15 protein-coding genes are annotated in these 14,715 nt (G+C 69.7%); 6 read left to right on the forward strand and 9 right to left on the reverse strand.

The window, feature by feature from the left end; translation table 11 throughout:
* Nucleotides 1-219: 219 nt before the first annotated feature.
* From OG558_RS04335 to OG558_RS04350, 4 genes are all read right to left on the reverse strand, one after another.
* Entirely contained in the window at nucleotides 220-594 is a 375-nt protein-coding gene (locus tag OG558_RS04335; protein ID WP_405069063.1) for a YciI family protein, read from the reverse strand.
* Nucleotides 595-678: 84 nt separating this feature from the next.
* Complete coding sequence (locus tag OG558_RS04340; RefSeq protein WP_405069064.1) at nucleotides 679-1,035, reverse strand: YciI family protein; 357 nt, start codon at nucleotides 1,033-1,035, stop codon at nucleotides 679-681.
* An 18-nt stretch (nucleotides 1,036-1,053) separates the two neighbouring features.
* Entirely contained in the window at nucleotides 1,054-2,562 is a 1,509-nt protein-coding gene (locus OG558_RS04345; RefSeq protein WP_405069065.1) for an LCP family protein, read from the reverse strand.
* 87 nt (nucleotides 2,563-2,649) lie between these two features.
* Nucleotides 2,650-3,324, reverse strand: a complete 675-nt coding sequence (locus tag OG558_RS04350) for an SDR family NAD(P)-dependent oxidoreductase (RefSeq protein WP_405069066.1) — start codon at nucleotides 3,322-3,324, stop codon at nucleotides 2,650-2,652.
* Nucleotides 3,325-3,379: 55 nt separating this feature from the next.
* On the opposite strand from OG558_RS04350, the gene OG558_RS04355 reads away from it, so the two are divergent.
* Complete coding sequence (locus OG558_RS04355) at nucleotides 3,380-4,324, forward strand: NAD-dependent epimerase/dehydratase family protein (protein ID WP_405069067.1); 945 nt, start codon at nucleotides 3,380-3,382, stop codon at nucleotides 4,322-4,324.
* Between the two features lie 59 nt (nucleotides 4,325-4,383).
* Nucleotides 4,384-5,211 carry a hypothetical protein gene (locus OG558_RS04360; protein WP_405069068.1) on the forward strand — a complete coding sequence of 276 codons (828 nt, stop codon included), beginning with the start codon at nucleotides 4,384-4,386 and terminating at the stop codon, nucleotides 5,209-5,211.
* On the opposite strand, the gene OG558_RS04365 is transcribed toward OG558_RS04360, so the two are convergent.
* Both OG558_RS04365 and OG558_RS04370 read right to left on the reverse strand, forming a co-directional pair.
* Nucleotides 5,165-6,040, reverse strand: a complete 876-nt coding sequence (locus tag OG558_RS04365) for a hypothetical protein (RefSeq protein WP_405069069.1) — start codon at nucleotides 6,038-6,040, stop codon at nucleotides 5,165-5,167. The genes OG558_RS04360 and OG558_RS04365 overlap by 47 nt on opposite strands.
* A gap of 26 nt (nucleotides 6,041-6,066) precedes the next feature.
* Complete coding sequence (locus OG558_RS04370; RefSeq protein ID WP_405069070.1) at nucleotides 6,067-6,999, reverse strand: GntR family transcriptional regulator; 933 nt, start codon at nucleotides 6,997-6,999, stop codon at nucleotides 6,067-6,069.
* A gap of 78 nt (nucleotides 7,000-7,077) precedes the next feature.
* Here OG558_RS04370 and OG558_RS04375 point away from each other — a divergent pair, with 78 nt between their 5' ends.
* Together OG558_RS04375 and OG558_RS04380 are read left to right on the forward strand one after the other, a co-directional pair.
* Nucleotides 7,078-7,662: an HhH-GPD-type base excision DNA repair protein gene (locus OG558_RS04375; protein WP_328526415.1), complete on the forward strand. Its 585-nt coding sequence runs from the start codon at nucleotides 7,078-7,080 to the stop codon at nucleotides 7,660-7,662.
* Nucleotides 7,663-7,782: 120 nt separating this feature from the next.
* Nucleotides 7,783-8,373 carry a TIGR03086 family metal-binding protein gene (locus tag OG558_RS04380; protein WP_405069071.1) on the forward strand — a complete coding sequence of 197 codons (591 nt, stop codon included), beginning with the start codon at nucleotides 7,783-7,785 and terminating at the stop codon, nucleotides 8,371-8,373.
* Here OG558_RS04380 and OG558_RS04385 read toward each other — a convergent pair.
* The 3 genes from OG558_RS04385 to OG558_RS04395 form a co-directional block, all read right to left on the reverse strand.
* Nucleotides 8,323-9,558, reverse strand: coding sequence for an FAD-dependent monooxygenase (locus OG558_RS04385; RefSeq protein WP_405069072.1), 1,236 nt, complete (start codon nucleotides 9,556-9,558; stop codon nucleotides 8,323-8,325). The two genes, OG558_RS04380 and OG558_RS04385, sit on opposite strands and share 51 nt — an antisense overlap.
* Before the next feature lie 103 nt (nucleotides 9,559-9,661).
* Nucleotides 9,662-11,683, reverse strand: a complete 2,022-nt coding sequence (locus OG558_RS04390; RefSeq protein WP_405069073.1) for an FAD-dependent oxidoreductase — start codon at nucleotides 11,681-11,683, stop codon at nucleotides 9,662-9,664.
* Nucleotides 11,684-11,801: 118 nt separating this feature from the next.
* Nucleotides 11,802-12,344, reverse strand: a complete 543-nt coding sequence (locus OG558_RS04395; RefSeq protein WP_405069074.1) for a PadR family transcriptional regulator — start codon at nucleotides 12,342-12,344, stop codon at nucleotides 11,802-11,804.
* Nucleotides 12,345-12,546: 202 nt separating this feature from the next.
* On the opposite strand from OG558_RS04395, the gene OG558_RS04400 reads away from it, so the two are divergent.
* Together OG558_RS04400 and OG558_RS04405 are read left to right on the forward strand one after the other, a co-directional pair.
* Complete coding sequence (locus OG558_RS04400) at nucleotides 12,547-13,065, forward strand: TrkA C-terminal domain-containing protein (RefSeq protein WP_329481788.1); 519 nt, start codon at nucleotides 12,547-12,549, stop codon at nucleotides 13,063-13,065.
* A 1-nt stretch (nucleotide 13,066) separates the two neighbouring features.
* Nucleotides 13,067-14,287: a cation:proton antiporter gene (locus tag OG558_RS04405; protein WP_405069075.1), complete on the forward strand. Its 1,221-nt coding sequence runs from the start codon at nucleotides 13,067-13,069 to the stop codon at nucleotides 14,285-14,287.
* The last annotated feature ends 428 nt before the right edge of the window (nucleotides 14,288-14,715 follow it).

Consider the following 14,715-nt stretch of genomic DNA (forward strand, 5'->3'; position numbering starts at 1 on the left):
GGGGGCAAGCCTCCAGCTCAGGGGCTGCCCCTCCAGCCGGAGGGTTGCCCACCCGGAATCTCAGGGGGCAAGCCTCCAGCTCAGGGGCTGCCCCTCCAGCCAGAGGGTTGCCCACCCGGAATCTCAGGGGGCAAGCCTCCAGCTCAGGGGCTGCCCCTCCAGCCGGAGGGTTGCCCAGTCGGAATCTCGGGGGGCAACCCTCTGGCTGTGGGGGCAGGCTCAGGCGTAGAGGTCCGAGTTCGGGTCGAAGTCGGCTTCTTCGACGACGCGGCGGACCTCGACCTCGTTGCCCAGGGCTTCGGCCAGGCGGGCGGCCCACTCGACGGCCTCGTCGCGGTTGCGGACCTCGACGACGATCACGCCGCCGATCAGTTCCTTGGTCTCGGCGAACGGGCCGTCGGTGACCGTGCGCCTGCCGTCCTCGACCTTCACCCGGGCGCCGAGCGAACTGCGGTGCACGCCCTCCGCGAACAGCAGTACGCCGGCCTTCGACAGGTCCTCGACGACCTTCCCGACCCCCTCGGCCACCTCCGGCGCCGGCAACCTCCCCGCCTCGCTGTCAGCGTCCGCCTTGTTGATGATCATGTAGCGCATTGCACCCGCTCCTCGTCGTGTCGGTCGACCACTTACTCTCACGTCGAGCGACCCACCACCAGATCGACACCCGATCCGCAGCAATCAGTCGGTCGTTGCGTCGGCGATCGAGCGCGGTGGCCGGACGCGGGAGAACTGGAGGTTGCCGGCAGGCATCATCCAGGTCATGACCTCGACCGCCAAGCGGCCGGCCCGGACCGCGGGATCGGCTTCGGCATGCTCGCGAGCCGTCGCGGCGTCCACCGACCAGATCGAGAAGCCGCGGTAGCGCTCGTTGTCCTGGTCCACCAGTGGTCCGCGAGCCAGGACCAGCCCGCGCTCCTGCATGTCCGCGCCATGCGCCAGGTGCCGGTCCTGCAGCTCGTCCGCCTCGTCGTCCGTCATCGCGGGCGCGTCCGATCGCAGGGTCAGCAGGATCACGGTGTAGCGGTCGAAACGCATGACGCCGAACCTACGCCCCTAGTTGGGCTGATCGCCGTTGGGCTGATAGGCGCAGGCGTCGACGAGGTTCTGCGTCGGACCGGCCGGCGTCGGCGGCGGAGCGACGGGCCTGCGGGCCGACTTCGAGGGCGTCGGCGGCGTGGTCGGCGTAACGGCCGGCGCCGGGTCGGCTTCGAGAGCCTTCTCGACGGTGTCGCGCAGGGCGCCGTAGTCGGGGTGCAGGTACTTCAGCCTCAGCTTCGACGCGTCGAGGGTGACGTTGGAGACGGTCGCCGACTTCACCTTGAGTGCGAGCTCGACCAGTGCGGGCAAGAGCTCCTGCGGGATGTCGGTGCGCAGCAGGTGCTGACCGGCCTTGGCGATCGCCCGGTACTTCGTCACCAGCGTCTGCGGATCCGCCGCGTCGACGATGCCTTTGATCGCGCACCGCTGGCGGACCTGCCGCTGGTCGTCGTCAGCGCCGTACCGGCCGCGGGCGAACCACAGCGCGTGCCGACCGTCCAGATGCTGCCTCGGCCCACGCTCGATCCACTCGGACGGCGGGATGTGTGAGCTGCTGATCCCGCCCATCGCGACCCGCTCGTTGACGTTGACGGTGATCCCGCCGATCGCGTCCACCAGCTCCGGGAAGCCCTGCAGGTTGATCTGCAGGTAGTAGTCGAGCTTCAGCCCGGTCGCCTCACCGACCGACTGCTTCAGCACGTCGGCGCCTTCGTTGTCGGACGGTCCGAGGATGCCGGGGTGCGCGTCGGGGATGTTCTGGTACATCGCGGTCAGCATCCACTCCAGCCGGCCGTCGAGGCTGAGCCCCTCCTTGCCGAAGCCCTCCGGGTAGATCCTGTGCAGCGGCGAGTCGCTCGGGAACGGCATGAAGGTGAGGTTGCGCGGCAACGAGATCAGCGCCGTGTTGCCGGTCCTGGTGTCGATGCTCGCCACGATCACCGTGTCGGTCCGGACGCCGACCCGGCTCGGTGCGTCGTCACCGCCGATCAGCAGCAGGTTGAGCCGTGGCCGGTCCTCCCAGGGATCCTTGACGTTGACCACCGTCGGCCGGGTCGCGCTCTTGCTCTCCGCCTGCGCCTGGAACACGTCCTGCACGAGGGTGCGCTGCGCGAGCACGCTCTGTACGCCGAGGGCCGCCGGGGCCGCGATCGCGAAGCACAGCATGCCGACGAACACCGCGCCGATCGCCCGCCCGCCGCGCCCGCCCGTTGCCGGACGCAACGACCGGTGCGAGGCGACGATCACCATGATCCAGAGGAACGCCAGCACCCCGATCGCGACCGAGGTCATCAGCAGCCGGCTCGGTACGACGGCCGCCGCGAGGACCTGGTCCCGCCGGGTGAGACCGACGTACACGCCCAGGCCGACCAGCCCGAGGGTGAGGGTGAGGACGAACGCGCCGATCCGGCGGCGACCGCCGGCGATCAGTCCGAGCCCAGGCAACAGCGCGCCCAGTAGCGTCAGACTCAGCAGCTTCGGCACCGACCGTGGCCGGTTGGCTGCGGCGCGCGCACTTCTCCCCATGGCTCCCCTGTCGCCGTCCCCAGATCCAGTGTGCGTCAAGTACCCGCACCTGTACCTCCTCAGACGTATTACAGGGTCAATCGGTTGTCATACGGACAGATGGGCACCCGCGAAACCGTCGACCTCGACGAGGGTCCGGACGACGGTCGCGATGCGCGCCGGCGGGGTCCATTTGGTGGTGTCGGCCTTCGGCCTCTCGGCCCGGTTGGCGGGGGTGTCGATGGTGCCGGGGATGATCGTGTTCACCCGGATGCCATCGCGTGCATACTCCGCGTGCAGTGCGTCCGCGAACGCGATCACGCCGGCCTTCGCGGTGATGTATCCGGCCGCGCCGGAGAAGGGTCGCTGCGCCGCGCCACTCGACGTACAAACGATCGATCCAGCACCCGCGGTGAGCAGATGCGGCAGCACTCCCTGAGTGATCAGGTACGTCGGGCGCAGGTTGAGCCGGAGTTGTTCCTCGAAGTCCTCGATCGGGGTCTCGTGCACCCGCGCGCCGGAGGCGAAGCCGCCGATCAGGTTGACCAGTGCGGTCAGTGGGGCGGCCTCGTCGGACGTGGCCAGCGCGACGACGTCCGCCGTACCGGCCGCGTCGAAGGGATCGGCGATCACCGGGTTGAGGGCCGGGTCGGTGCCGAGCCGGGCGAGGGATTCCTCGGTCCGCCCCGGGACCACGACGCGCCACCCGGCCCGGAGGAACTCCGCGGTCACCGCGACCCCGAGCGCACCGGTGCCACCAGCAACCACCACAGTGTTGGTCATGGCGAGAGCCTAATCCGGTCGCGTGGGCAGTAAGCCGGGACTAGGTTGGTCGGTCGTGCGGATTCTGATGCTGGGTGGGAACGGGTTTGTCGGTCGCGCGGTCGTCGAGGACGCGCTGGCACAAGGCGCGGACGTCGCGTCCTTCAGCCGCGGAAAGAGTGGTACGGCGCTGCCGCCGGAGGTCACACAGTTGGTCGGCGATCGGGAGACCGGCGACTACGAGGCGTTGCGGACCGGCGAGTGGGATGCGGTCGTCGACCTGAGTGGCTTCCAGACGAAGCAGGTCGACGAGACGATGGACGTGCTCGGCGATCGGGTCGGACTGTACGTGTTCATCTCGAGTCACGCGGTGTACGTGCGCGACCTGCCGGCCGGGACCGACGAGACGGCGCCACGGAGGCCGCCGATGCGGGCGGCCGACGTACTCACGAACGAGACCTACGGACCGTGCAAGGTCGCCTGCGAGGACGACATACTCGCGCGGTACGGCGACCGCGCGACGATCGTGCGTCCCGGCCGGGTCACAGGTCCCGGTGACTCGTCGGGCACGGCCCTCTACTGGGTACGACGTGGTGCCCGCGGCGGTCGGGTCGCACTGCCGACGAAGCCCGAGGCGCCGCTGCAACTCGTGGACAGCCGCGACGTCGCCCGGCTCGTCGTCCGGTTGATCACCGACGAGCGCTCGGGCGCGTACAACGCGATCGGCCCCGACAGCACGATCGCCGAACTCATCACCACCGCCGCCGATCTCTCCGGCACCACGGTCGACATCGTCCCGATCCCCTTCGACTCCGTCCCGCCCCGGTTCCCGCTCATCGACCCCGAGGCCGAATGGGGCGAACGCCGCCGCACTCCCGCCAAGGCACGAGCCGCCGGCATGCCGGTCACTCCCCTCCGCCGAACAGTCGCCGACGTCCTCACCTGGGACGATGCCCGCGGCAAACCCGAACTCGGAATCGGGCTGACACCCGAGGAAGAAGCCGATCTCCTGAGCAACTAAAGCGGTGACGACCAACGTTTATCAGGTAGGCACCAAGATCTGTCACAGGGGAGAGTTGGGTGAATCGGGATCATTCGTTCCTGGATAGCATCAGCGGGACCGTTGGCGCTCTCCTTGTCGGCCTTGGGCTGATAGGTGGTGCCGCAGCCCTCGTCGTGGCGGAGACCCCGAACGGCGCTCGCGACGTGCGCGCCTACGAGGCCGCACCGCGCTGTCTCGCCGCTCCGTCCACACGGGCCGAATGCCGCTGGACAGGCGAGTTCACCGTGTCCGACATCTACCTGAACCACTACATGAGGGACAAGAACAGCAGCGCGGTCCTGATCAGCGCGCACGGCGCCAGGTGGAACACGTTCTACGGAAACACTGGTCCCGTCCTGGACCACCTCGACGAGGGCGACCGGGTCACCGGCACCATCTGGCGCGGCCGGCTGACCGAGATCACGGCCAAGGGCGCCGTCCAGGAGACCACCAGGGCCCCGGCCGACATGCGCGCGCGGTCCTTCGAGGCGGCACTCTTCCTGGTCCCCAGCGGCCTGCTCATCACAGTCGCCTGCGTCTGGCGGCTACTGCGCCGCCGCGGCGACCCGACCCGGGGGATGGAAGCCACCGTGTTCGCGGGCATCGCGCTGCCGTTCCTGGGGCTCTTCTGCGCAGCCCTGGTCGGAGCCTTGCTCGAACTCCTGTCGCTGAGCATAGATGAGATCGTCTGGCCGTTCGCGGCCGTCCTTCTCCCCGCCGCCATCCTGGCCGTCTCGATCCGCCGGGACTTGAAAGAACCGGCGTACCACCGGGTCGATCTCACACACGTCCGGGGAACTTCAACCCCTCGTCGGAGTGCTACTCGGGGAGGGCGAGGGTTCTTCCAGCGTCGCGGGCGGCGTTGATGGTTCGGGTGAGGGTCTCCTTGAGAGCGGTGGCTTCGTCGGCGAACCCCTGCACGAGCGAGGTGTCGCCGACCGGTTCGGTGCGGGCCAGGAGCTCGATGTAGCGGTCGCCGTCACCCAACGCCGCCTCGGCGCGGAGAGCGGCGTCGGCGGAGCGGACCCGGTCGGCGTAGTGGTCGAGCAGATCGACCTTGCGTTTGATCGCGTCCACCGACAGCGCGAGGGCCCGGCGCTGTGGCCCGAGGACAGCCTCCAGCTCGGCGGTCGCCATCCCACGAGCTACGTCGCGCTGCCGGGCCCGCAGCACGGTGTGCTCCCGCAGCACCTGCGCAATGTCCCAGAGCTGCTCGGGCAGAACCAGCTCGTTCTTCATCTCGTCGAGCAGCCCGCGTTGGGTAACTGTTGCCTCGAGCACCGTTTTCACCGCGCGCTGGGCGCGGCCGAGCAGCCGCGCCGCGCGCGCGTCGAAGTCCTCCGGCAGCAGGTACTTCCCGTGCTGCAACCGGACCGCCTTGTGCCCGCGATCCTCCATCCCCGACTTCACCAGGATCCCGCCGGTCGCGACCACCGCGATCCCGGCGAGCGCCACCGCCGACCAGGCGGCGACCGCGACCGGCAGCGTCCCGGCCAGGAAGATCAGCGCCAGGATCCATCCGCCGACACAGACCGTGATCCACACCAGCAGCGTGCCGAACGTGTTCGCAGGAGCAACCGACCACGACGTCTCCCGCTTCGGCCGCGGCGCCGAGGCCGGGACGAACAACTCGGGCCGGTGTTCGTACAACCGCCGTACGCCGACCGGCACGTCAGGCGCGAACACAGGGTCCACAGTCACCTCCTCGAGACCGTCAGTACTCAGCGTAGCGGCGCGAGTCTCACTTCGAGTCCGTCCAGCACCAGTCCGAGACCGAACTCGAACAGCCGGTCCAGGTCGTAGTCGAAGTCGAAGCCGTCGGCGAGCAGCTCACGGAACCCGATCAGGTTCCCCTTGGCGACCAGCGCGGCCATCTGGCCGCTCTGCCGGTCGACCCATTCGTCAGCGGTCAGCCCGGTGTCCTGCTCGGCGTACGCCTCGGTCTCCATCGCCAGCGCCACCCCACGGACGAACGCGAACACGGAGATCGCGGCGTACAGCGCGTCGCTCTTGTCGACCCCGCGGAGCGCACGCAGGACGGCATCGGTGTGCGGCAAGAGGTTCGGCAGCAGTTGCGGGCGGCCGAGGCTGACCGCGCTCGCCAGCCACAGATGCCGCCGGTACGCCGCCCACTGCGACCGGGCCACCGCGGCGACCCCGTCCCGCCAACCGTCCGGCGCCTCGGTCAACGGGAACTCGCCCATCGCGGTGTCGACCATCTGCAGCACCAGCGCGTCCTTGCCGCCGACATACCGGTACAGCGCCATCGTCGACACCCCGAGCTCGGCCGCGATCCGGCGCATCGACAGCGCGCCCAGCCCCTCGGCGTCCGCGATCGCGATCCCCATCCGCACCACTTCGTCGCGATGGAGGTCCAGGCCGCCGTCCGCCGGTACGGCGCGACGAGCGCCGGCCGGCCGGGATCGCGTGGCCGAGCGTGGCGGCGGACCGACGACCGTCCCGACGCCCGGACTCGCATGCACCAGCCGCTCCTGCTGCAGCGCCTGCAACGCCTTCGTCGCGGTCGCCATCGCGACGCCGAAGTCGCGCACCAGCGCCCGCGTCGACGGCACCCGGTCCCCCGGCTTCAGCTCGCCCGCCTCGATCCGTCGCCGGAGCTCCGCAGCGATCACCTGGTACGGCGCCGCACCCATCAACCCTCCCGAACCAGTACGCATACATCGTACGCGCACTAGCCCACCGAGCCACCGCTTCGTGTCAAGATGGGCGCCATGCTGCGCGAACTCCACCTGACCGGCAACCCGGACGCCGACAAGTTGCTCAACGACGACCCGTTCGCCCTGCTGGTCGGCATGCTCCTGGACCAGCAGTACCCGATGGAGCACGCCTTCTCGGGTCCGCTGAAGATCGCCAACCGGATGGACGGCTTCGACTTGCACAAGATCGCCGCCACCGACCTCGACACGTTCGTCGAGCTCTGCGTGACCCCACCGGCCATCCACCGGTACGGCGGATCGATGGCCCGGCGGGTGCATGCCCTGGCCGAACACATCATCGCGAAGTACGACGGTGACACCGCGGGCATCTGGACCGCCGGCCGCCCCAAGCCCGACGGGGCCGAGGTGCTGAAGCGACTGAAGGCGCTGCCCGGGTTCGGCGAGCAGAAGGCCAAGATCTTCCTCGCCCTTCTCGGCAAGCAGCGCGGGGTCCAGCCCAAGGGCTGGCGGGAGGCGGCCGGCAGCTACGGCGACCGCGGTTCGCACCGCTCGATCGCCGACGTCACCGATGCCGCGTCCCTCAACGAGGTCCGCTCCTTCAAGAAGGCCGCCAAGGCGGCCGCCGCGGGAACCGCCTGACCCCAGCCACCCCTCCCGGTCCCGCCGCGCGGGTTGTCCCTTGTGCTCACGCGGGTTCCTGCCGAATCACCTTCGAGCAGCCTATGCTCGCTGAGGCGGCAGGCGACGGGAGGAGCACGGATGGACATCCGCGATCTGGATCGTAGGGCCGGCGCAGTACTCGGTGAAGTCGTGATGCAGGTGCGACCCGAGCAGCTCTGGTTTCCCACTCCCTGCCCGGACTGGACCGTTCGCGGCCTGCTCCGTCACATCGTCAGCGAGAACGAGGGCTTCGCCGCCGCGGCCCTGAACGGCTCGGCCACCGTGCAGACCTGGAACGGCGGCCGGCTCGGCGACAACCCGGCCGGCGCGTACCGGCGGTCCAACGTGGGGGTCGCGGACGCGTTCGCCGACGGCGGCGCACTCGACCGGCTGATGGAGGTCCGCGAGTTCGGCACGTTCCCGCGCCGGGTCGCGCTGACCTTCCACCAGCTCGACTGCGTCGTGCACGCCTGGGACCTGGCCCGGGCCATCGACGTCACCTACGACGCGCCGCCGGACATGGTCGAGATGGCGCTCGCCCTGGCCCGCCGGATCCCTGACACCGAGGCCACCCGCGGCCCGGGCGCCGCCTTCGAGCGCAGTGTCAAGGTCTCCGGCAACGCCTCCAACTTCGACCAGCTACTCGGCCTGCTCGGCCGCAATCCGGACTGGGTCTCCCCGCTCGACTGAGTAGTCGGGCAGGTCGATCGCATCCGGCTTCGCGATCGCCATCTTGGCCAGGAGACCGGCGAACGGGCGGGACGTCATCACCCGCGTCGAGGTGTCGCGCAGCCGGACACCGACTGAGGTCATCGGCATCGCCATCTTGATCCCACCGGGCGGCAGTTCCATCCGCTGGTCGACGTACGCCTGCATCCGGGCCTGGTACGCCGGGAACGCCCGCAGGTGATCGCCGTCCGCGGCGGCGAGCTCTCCCGCCAGAACATACGCGCCGACGAGCGACAGCGCCGTACCGTGGCCGGCCAGCGGTGAGCCGCAGTACCCGGCATCCCCGGCGAGCGCGAACCGGCCGCGCGACCACTCCGGTACGACGACGCGGCTGACGCTGTCGAAGTAGAAGTCGTCCGCGTTGCGCAGCCCGGCCAGGATGCGCTCGGTGTGCCAGCCGAGGCCCTCGAACCGCTGTCGCACCAAGGCCTTATGCGCGTCGGCGTCGCGGCGGTCGTAGCTGAGCACCGGCGATCGGAAAGCCAGCAGAGCCCTCGCGAAGCGCGGGTTGTGGTCGGGCCGCAGTCCGACCCAGCGACCGCCGGGTGCGGAGTAGATCTTCATCCAGTCGTTCAGGGGTTCCGGGGTCTCGATGGTGAAGTACGACATGTAGCCGCCGAGGTGCCGCACGAACCGCTCCTCCGGACCGAACGCGAGCCGGCGGACCCGCGAGTGCACACCGTCGGCCCCGACCACCAGGTCGAACCGCCGCTGCGTACCGCCGGCGAACGTCACCTCGACACCGCTCGCGTCCTCGTCCAGCTTGGCGATCGAGTCGCCGTACAGGTATTCGATGTCGCCGGTCGCGTCGGCCAGGATCCCGGCGAGATCTCCACGGAGGATCTCGATCTCGGCGACCGGGCCCGCGCCGTCGAACAACTCGGCCGGCATCGCGGCCGCGCGCCGCCCGTTGGCCCGCACGTACTCCAGCCCACGCTCATGCATCTGCCGCTCCCCGACCGCGGCCATCAGCGCCATCCGCTCGACGACCACCCGGGACACCCCGCGCAGGTCCACGGTCTGCCCGCCCGGCCGCGGCCCCGGCGCGACCTCGACGACCGTCGGCACGAACCCGAACCGTCGCAACCAGAACGCGACCGCCGGCCCCGCGATCCCCCCACCGGAGATCAATACTCGCTTCGTCATCCTGTCTCCTCACCTAGTGCGCGTACGCCGTAAACGGTGCACTGCACTCCCCGCCCGAGGCGAGCGCGTACTAGAGCACTCAGGTCGATGCCCTAGTACGCGATCACAGGGTGACGGCTAGGCGGGTGGCCTGCTCTATGGCGCGTTTGGCGTCGAGTTCGGCGGCTATGTCGGCGCCGCCGATGAGGTGGATGGGGCGGTTGGCCGGGGCGAGGGCGTCGGCGAGATCGCGGACCGGTTCCTGGCCGGCGCAGATGACGATGGTGTCGACGGCCAGGACGCGAGGGTTCTCGTGGTGCGGGCCGAAGGTGAGATGGAGGCCTTCGTCGTCGATGCGTTCGTAGTTGACGCCGCAGAGTTGCTCGACCTGCTTGCTCTTCAGTGCTGCGCGGTGCACCCAGCCGGTGGTCTTGCCGAGGCCGGCGCCGATCTTCCCGGCCTTGCGCTGCAACAGATAGACCTTCCGCGGCGACGGCTCCGGCCTCGGCTTCGTCAACCCACCAGGCGCGACGGTCGGATCCGCGACACCCCACTCGGCCTTCCACGCAGCGAGGTCGAGCGCCGGCGACGCCTCCGTGGTCAGGAACTCGCTCACATCCACACCGATCCCGCCCGCGCCGATCACGGCAACGGTCGCCCCGACGGGCTGACCCTCCCGGACGACCTCGACGTACGACAGGACCTTCGGGTGATCGATGCCCGGGATCGCCGGCACCCGCGGTACGACGCCGGTCGCGAGCACGATCTCGTCGAAGCCGGCGAGGTCGTCGGCCGTCGCGCGCCGACCTAGGTGCAGCTTCACACCGGTGAGCTCGAGCCGGCGCCGGTAGTACCGGATCGTCTCCGCAAACTCTTCCTTCCCGGGGATCCGCCGAGCGATCCCGAACTGCCCACCGATCTCCTGATCCGTCTCGAACAGCTCGACCCGATGCCCACGCTCGGCCGCCGTCACCGCGGCGGCCAGCCCGGCCGGGCCGGCCCCGACGACCGCGATGTTCTTCGTACGACGGGTCGGCAGCAACCGCAATTCGGTCTCACGAGCGGCCCGCGGGTTGACCATGCAGCTCGCCTTCTGCTTGGCGAACACATGGTCCAGGCAGGCCTGATTACACGCGATGCAGACGTTGATCTCGTCGGCCCGATCGGTCGTTGCCTTGAGCACCCAGTCCGGATCGGCCAGGAACGGCCGGGCCATGCTGACCAGGTCGGCGTCGCCGCGGGCCAGCACCTCCTCGGCGACCTGCGGCAGGTTGATCCGGTTCGAGGTGACCACCGGGATGCCGACGTGCGGCTTGAACGCGGCGGTCACAGACGTGAACGCCGCCCGCGGCACCGAGGTCACGATCGTCGGCACCCGGGCCTCGTGCCAGCCGATGCCGGTGTTGATGATCGACGCGCCGGCCGCTTCGATCTCCTTGCCCAGCGCAACGACCTCGTCCCAGGCCTGGCCGCCTTCGACCAGGTCGGCCATGGAGAGGCGATAGATGATCAGGAAGTCGTCGCCCACCCGCTCGCGGGTCTGGCGGACGATCTCCACGGCGAGGCGACGGCGGTTCTCCGGGCTGCCGCCCCAACGGTCGGTGCGCTTGTTCGTGCGCTCGGACAGGAACTGGTTGATGAAGTACCCCTCGGAGCCCATGATCTCGACGCCGTCGTACCCGCCTTCCCGCGCCAGCGCCGCGCAGTCGACGTACGCCTTCAGTTGCTTGCGGACTCCGCGATCGGAGAGCGCCCGCGGTGTGAACGGGTTGATCGGCGCCTTGAGAGCCGAGGCGGACACGCTGAACGGATGGTAGGCATAGCGACCGGCATGCAGGATCTGGAGCGCGATCCGGCCGCCTTCGGCGTGGACGGCGTCGGTGAGCAGGCGATGCTTGCGGGCCTGGCGGCGACTGGTCAGCCTGGACCCGAACGGCGTGAGCCAGCCGGTGCGATTGGGGGCATATCCGCCGGTCACCATCAGCCCCACACCACCACGAGCCCGCTCGGCGAAGTACGCGGCCAGCTTCGGCAAATCCTTGAGCCTGTCCTCGAGGCCGGTGTGCATCGACCCCATGATCACCCGATTGGGCAGCACGACGTGACCGAGATCCAACGGCGCGGCGACGTGTGGATAGACGGTCATGGGGCCTCCCGGCCTGGACTGAGGAGCGTAGGGAGCGAAGCGACTGGAGCGACGAGGGAAGGCCGGGAGCCAAGGCCCCATGACCCCGCCGGCGCCGAAGGCCCGGCCAAAGGCACAGTCATCGGTGGTCCTTCCGGACGGCTTCGATCACTTCATCGCACCAGTCCACGAACGACTCCTCGGCCCGGATCCCGCCGCGGAGCACGAGGTACTGGTGCAGGTCCCGGTCGTGCAGTTTGGCCGGCTTCGGGAAGTCCCGCTGCTGGATCCCGCGATACACCTCGAGCCGCATCGCATGCTCGGCCCGATGCCGCTCGATCTCCTGCAGTACGACGCCTGGGTCGCCGAGCGAGGCACCACGCAACTTCACCCCGAGCCCATCCCGCAGTACGGCGGGGTCCTCCCGCTCGGCCAGCCAGCGCGAGAGCTCGTCCCGGCCCGCCGCGGACACCCGATAGACTTTCTTGTCCGGACGCCCCTCCTGGGCGATCTCGGTGTGCGTCACCCAGCCGGCCTCGTCCATCCGGCGCAACACCCGGTAGATCTGCTGGTGCGTGGCCGGCCAGAAGTAGCCGATCGACCGGTCGAACCGCCGAGCCAATTCGTAGCCGGACCCGTCCCGCTCGCTCAGCGCCACCAGGATCGCGTGCTCCAACGCCATACCGGCAGGCTATCTATGCAACCAGTTGCACTGCACCTGATTGCAGCCCAGATCACACGATCTCGCCGCTCCCCCGTCCGATGGGCCAGCCCACCAGATGGCGGGTTGGCACCCGGGATTCTGGTGGGCCAACCCGCCATCTGGTACGTCGACCCATGAGATTGCGCCACGCCAGGCCGACGCGACCGGGATGGGAGAATGGTTGCAGACGCCAGCTATCGCGGATCGGAGCATCATGGACCACCAGGCCCACCCGACCAGAACGACGTTGCCAGGGATCGGCACCCGGTACGACCTCATCACCGAAGGCGGCAAGCACGTGTCGGTGGTGGTGCACAACGACGGCCGGCGGTTCCTGGGCTTCCACGACCCCGAGGACGACGACGCCTGCAAGGACTCCGTCCCGCTCGATCCCGGTGAGGCCGCGGCGCTGGCGCAGTTGCTGATCCCCGCGCCGCTCGACCCGGTCCGCGGCGAGATCGAGATCGACCTGGTCACCGAACACATCCCGGTCACGGCCAGGTCGCCGTACTCGGGTCGCACCCTCGGCGACACCCAGGCCCGCAGCCGGACCGGCGCGTCGATCGTCGCCGTACTGCGGCGTCTCGGCGCGACCCCGTCGCCGGCCCCGGACTTCCGGTTCGCGACCGGGGACACGCTGGTCGTCGTGGGTACGCGTGAAGGTGTGGACGCCGTCGCCGATCTGATCGCGGGAGGGTGACGTGCACGAGAACATCACCGCCCTGCTGATCGAGCTGGGCGCGGTCATCCTTGCCCTCGGCATCCTCGGCCGGATCGCCGGGCGGCTCGGGTTCTCGCCGATCCCGCTCTATCTGCTGGCCGGGCTCGCGTTCGGGCACGGCGGTTTGTTGCCGTTGGCAGCCAGTGAGGAGTTCGTTGCCACCGGCGCCGAGATCGGCGTGATCCTGCTGCTGTTGCTGCTCGGACTGGAATACACGGCGTCGGATCTGGTCGGCACTCTCAAGACGCAGTACGTGTCGGGCGGGGTCGACTTCCTCCTGAACGCCTTGCCCGGTGCGGCCGTCGCGTTGCTGCTCGGCTGGGGGCCGGTCGCCGCGGTCGCGCTCGGAGGTGTCACCTGGATCTCGTCGTCCGGCGTGATCGCGAAGGTGGTCGGCGATCTCGGCCGGCTCGGCAACCGCGAAACCCCTGTGGTGCTGGGGATTCTGGTCCTCGAGGATCTGTCGATGGCCGTCTACCTGCCGATCCTGACCGCGATGCTAGCCGGTGTGGGGCTGGCCGGCGGGAGCGTGACGCTACTGATCTCGCTCGGTACGGTCAGCGTCGTACTGTTCATCGCGCTGCGCTACGGGCGAGTGATCAGCCGGGCGGTCTCCTCGGACAACCCGGAGATGTTGCTGCTCGTCGTCCTCGGGCTGACGCTGCTGGTCGCGGGCATCGCGCAGCATCTGCAGGTGTCGGCGGCGGTCGGCGCGTTCCTGGTCGGGATCGCATTGTCGGGCGAGGTCGCGCACGGCGCGCGGAACCTGCTCAGCCCGCTGCGGGATCTGTTCGCCGCGGTCTTCTTCGTGTTCTTCGGGCTGAGCACCGTCCCCGCGGAGATCCCGCCGGTCCTCGCGATCGCTCTCGGCCTCGCCGTACTCACGGCTCTCACGAAGATCGCCACCGGCTGGTACGCCGCCCGCCGCGCCGGCATCAAGTCAGCCGGCCGCTGGCGGGCCGGCGGCACCCTCGTCGCCCGCGGCGAGTTCTCCATCGTCATCGCCGGACTGGCGGTCGGCGTCGAACCAAAACTCGGTCCCCTCGCCACCGCCTACGTCCTCATCCTCGTCATCCTCGGCCCGGTCGCCGCCCGCTACACCGAGCCGGTCGCCCGCCGGCTATCCAAGAGCAAGCCCGCGCCCACCATCCAGTCCCCCGCCCCCAACCACCTCGACACCCCAGCAAACACCCCCACCTGACCACCCGCATTGACCACCCGCCCTGCCAACCCGCGCTAACTGTCCGCCCTGACCACCTGCACTGCCCACCCGCCCACGCCCTCGGGCGCGCCATCTGTCGGGGCCCGACCCACGCCCCCGGGGCCTTGAACAGGCTATTTCCCGTGCCGGGCCCCCGGTTCCTGTTCAAGCCCCCGGCGACTGGCACGGCGGGTGGGCGCGGCCCGAGGTGGGGGGCGGAGGTGGGGCGCGGGCGGAGGTGGGGCGCTGGCGGGGCGGCACCCACGTGGTTCGTGCCACACCTCGTGGGCTGACCCACGCCACCGGGGCCTTGAACAGGCTATTTCGTGTGCCAACACCCCAGTTGCTGTTCAAGCCCCCGGCGAGTGGCGCGTCGGCGGGTGGGCGTGGGGCGGACGCGTAGGCGCTGGCGGGTGGGCGCAGGCGGA

Source organism: Kribbella sp. NBC_01510, assembly GCF_045040325.1.
Lineage (GTDB): Bacteria > Actinomycetota > Actinomycetes > Propionibacteriales > Kribbellaceae > Kribbella.

What these genes read in the sequence shown, in the direction of transcription:
- OG558_RS04370 (WP_405069070.1), bottom strand. Translation starts at nt 6,999, where the DNA reads ATGGGTGCGGCGCCGTACCAGGTGATCGCTGCGGAGCTCCGGCGACGG.
- OG558_RS04340 (WP_405069064.1), bottom strand. Translation starts at nt 1,035, where the DNA reads ATGCGTTTCGACCGCTACACCGTGATCCTGCTGACCCTGCGATCGGAC.
- OG558_RS04380 (WP_405069071.1), top strand. Translation starts at nt 7,783, where the DNA reads ATGGACATCCGCGATCTGGATCGTAGGGCCGGCGCAGTACTCGGTGAA.
- OG558_RS04395 (WP_405069074.1), bottom strand. Translation starts at nt 12,344, where the DNA reads ATGGCGTTGGAGCACGCGATCCTGGTGGCGCTGAGCGAGCGGGACGGG.
- OG558_RS04345 (WP_405069065.1), bottom strand. Translation starts at nt 2,562, where the DNA reads ATGGGGAGAAGTGCGCGCGCCGCAGCCAACCGGCCACGGTCGGTGCCG.
- OG558_RS04385 (WP_405069072.1), bottom strand. Translation starts at nt 9,558, where the DNA reads ATGACGAAGCGAGTATTGATCTCCGGTGGGGGGATCGCGGGGCCGGCG.
- OG558_RS04390 (WP_405069073.1), bottom strand. Translation starts at nt 11,683, where the DNA reads ATGACCGTCTATCCACACGTCGCCGCGCCGTTGGATCTCGGTCACGTC.
- OG558_RS04375 (WP_328526415.1), top strand. Translation starts at nt 7,078, where the DNA reads ATGCTGCGCGAACTCCACCTGACCGGCAACCCGGACGCCGACAAGTTG.
- OG558_RS04350 (WP_405069066.1), bottom strand. Translation starts at nt 3,324, where the DNA reads ATGACCAACACTGTGGTGGTTGCTGGTGGCACCGGTGCGCTCGGGGTC.
- OG558_RS04335 (WP_405069063.1), bottom strand. Translation starts at nt 594, where the DNA reads ATGCGCTACATGATCATCAACAAGGCGGACGCTGACAGCGAGGCGGGG.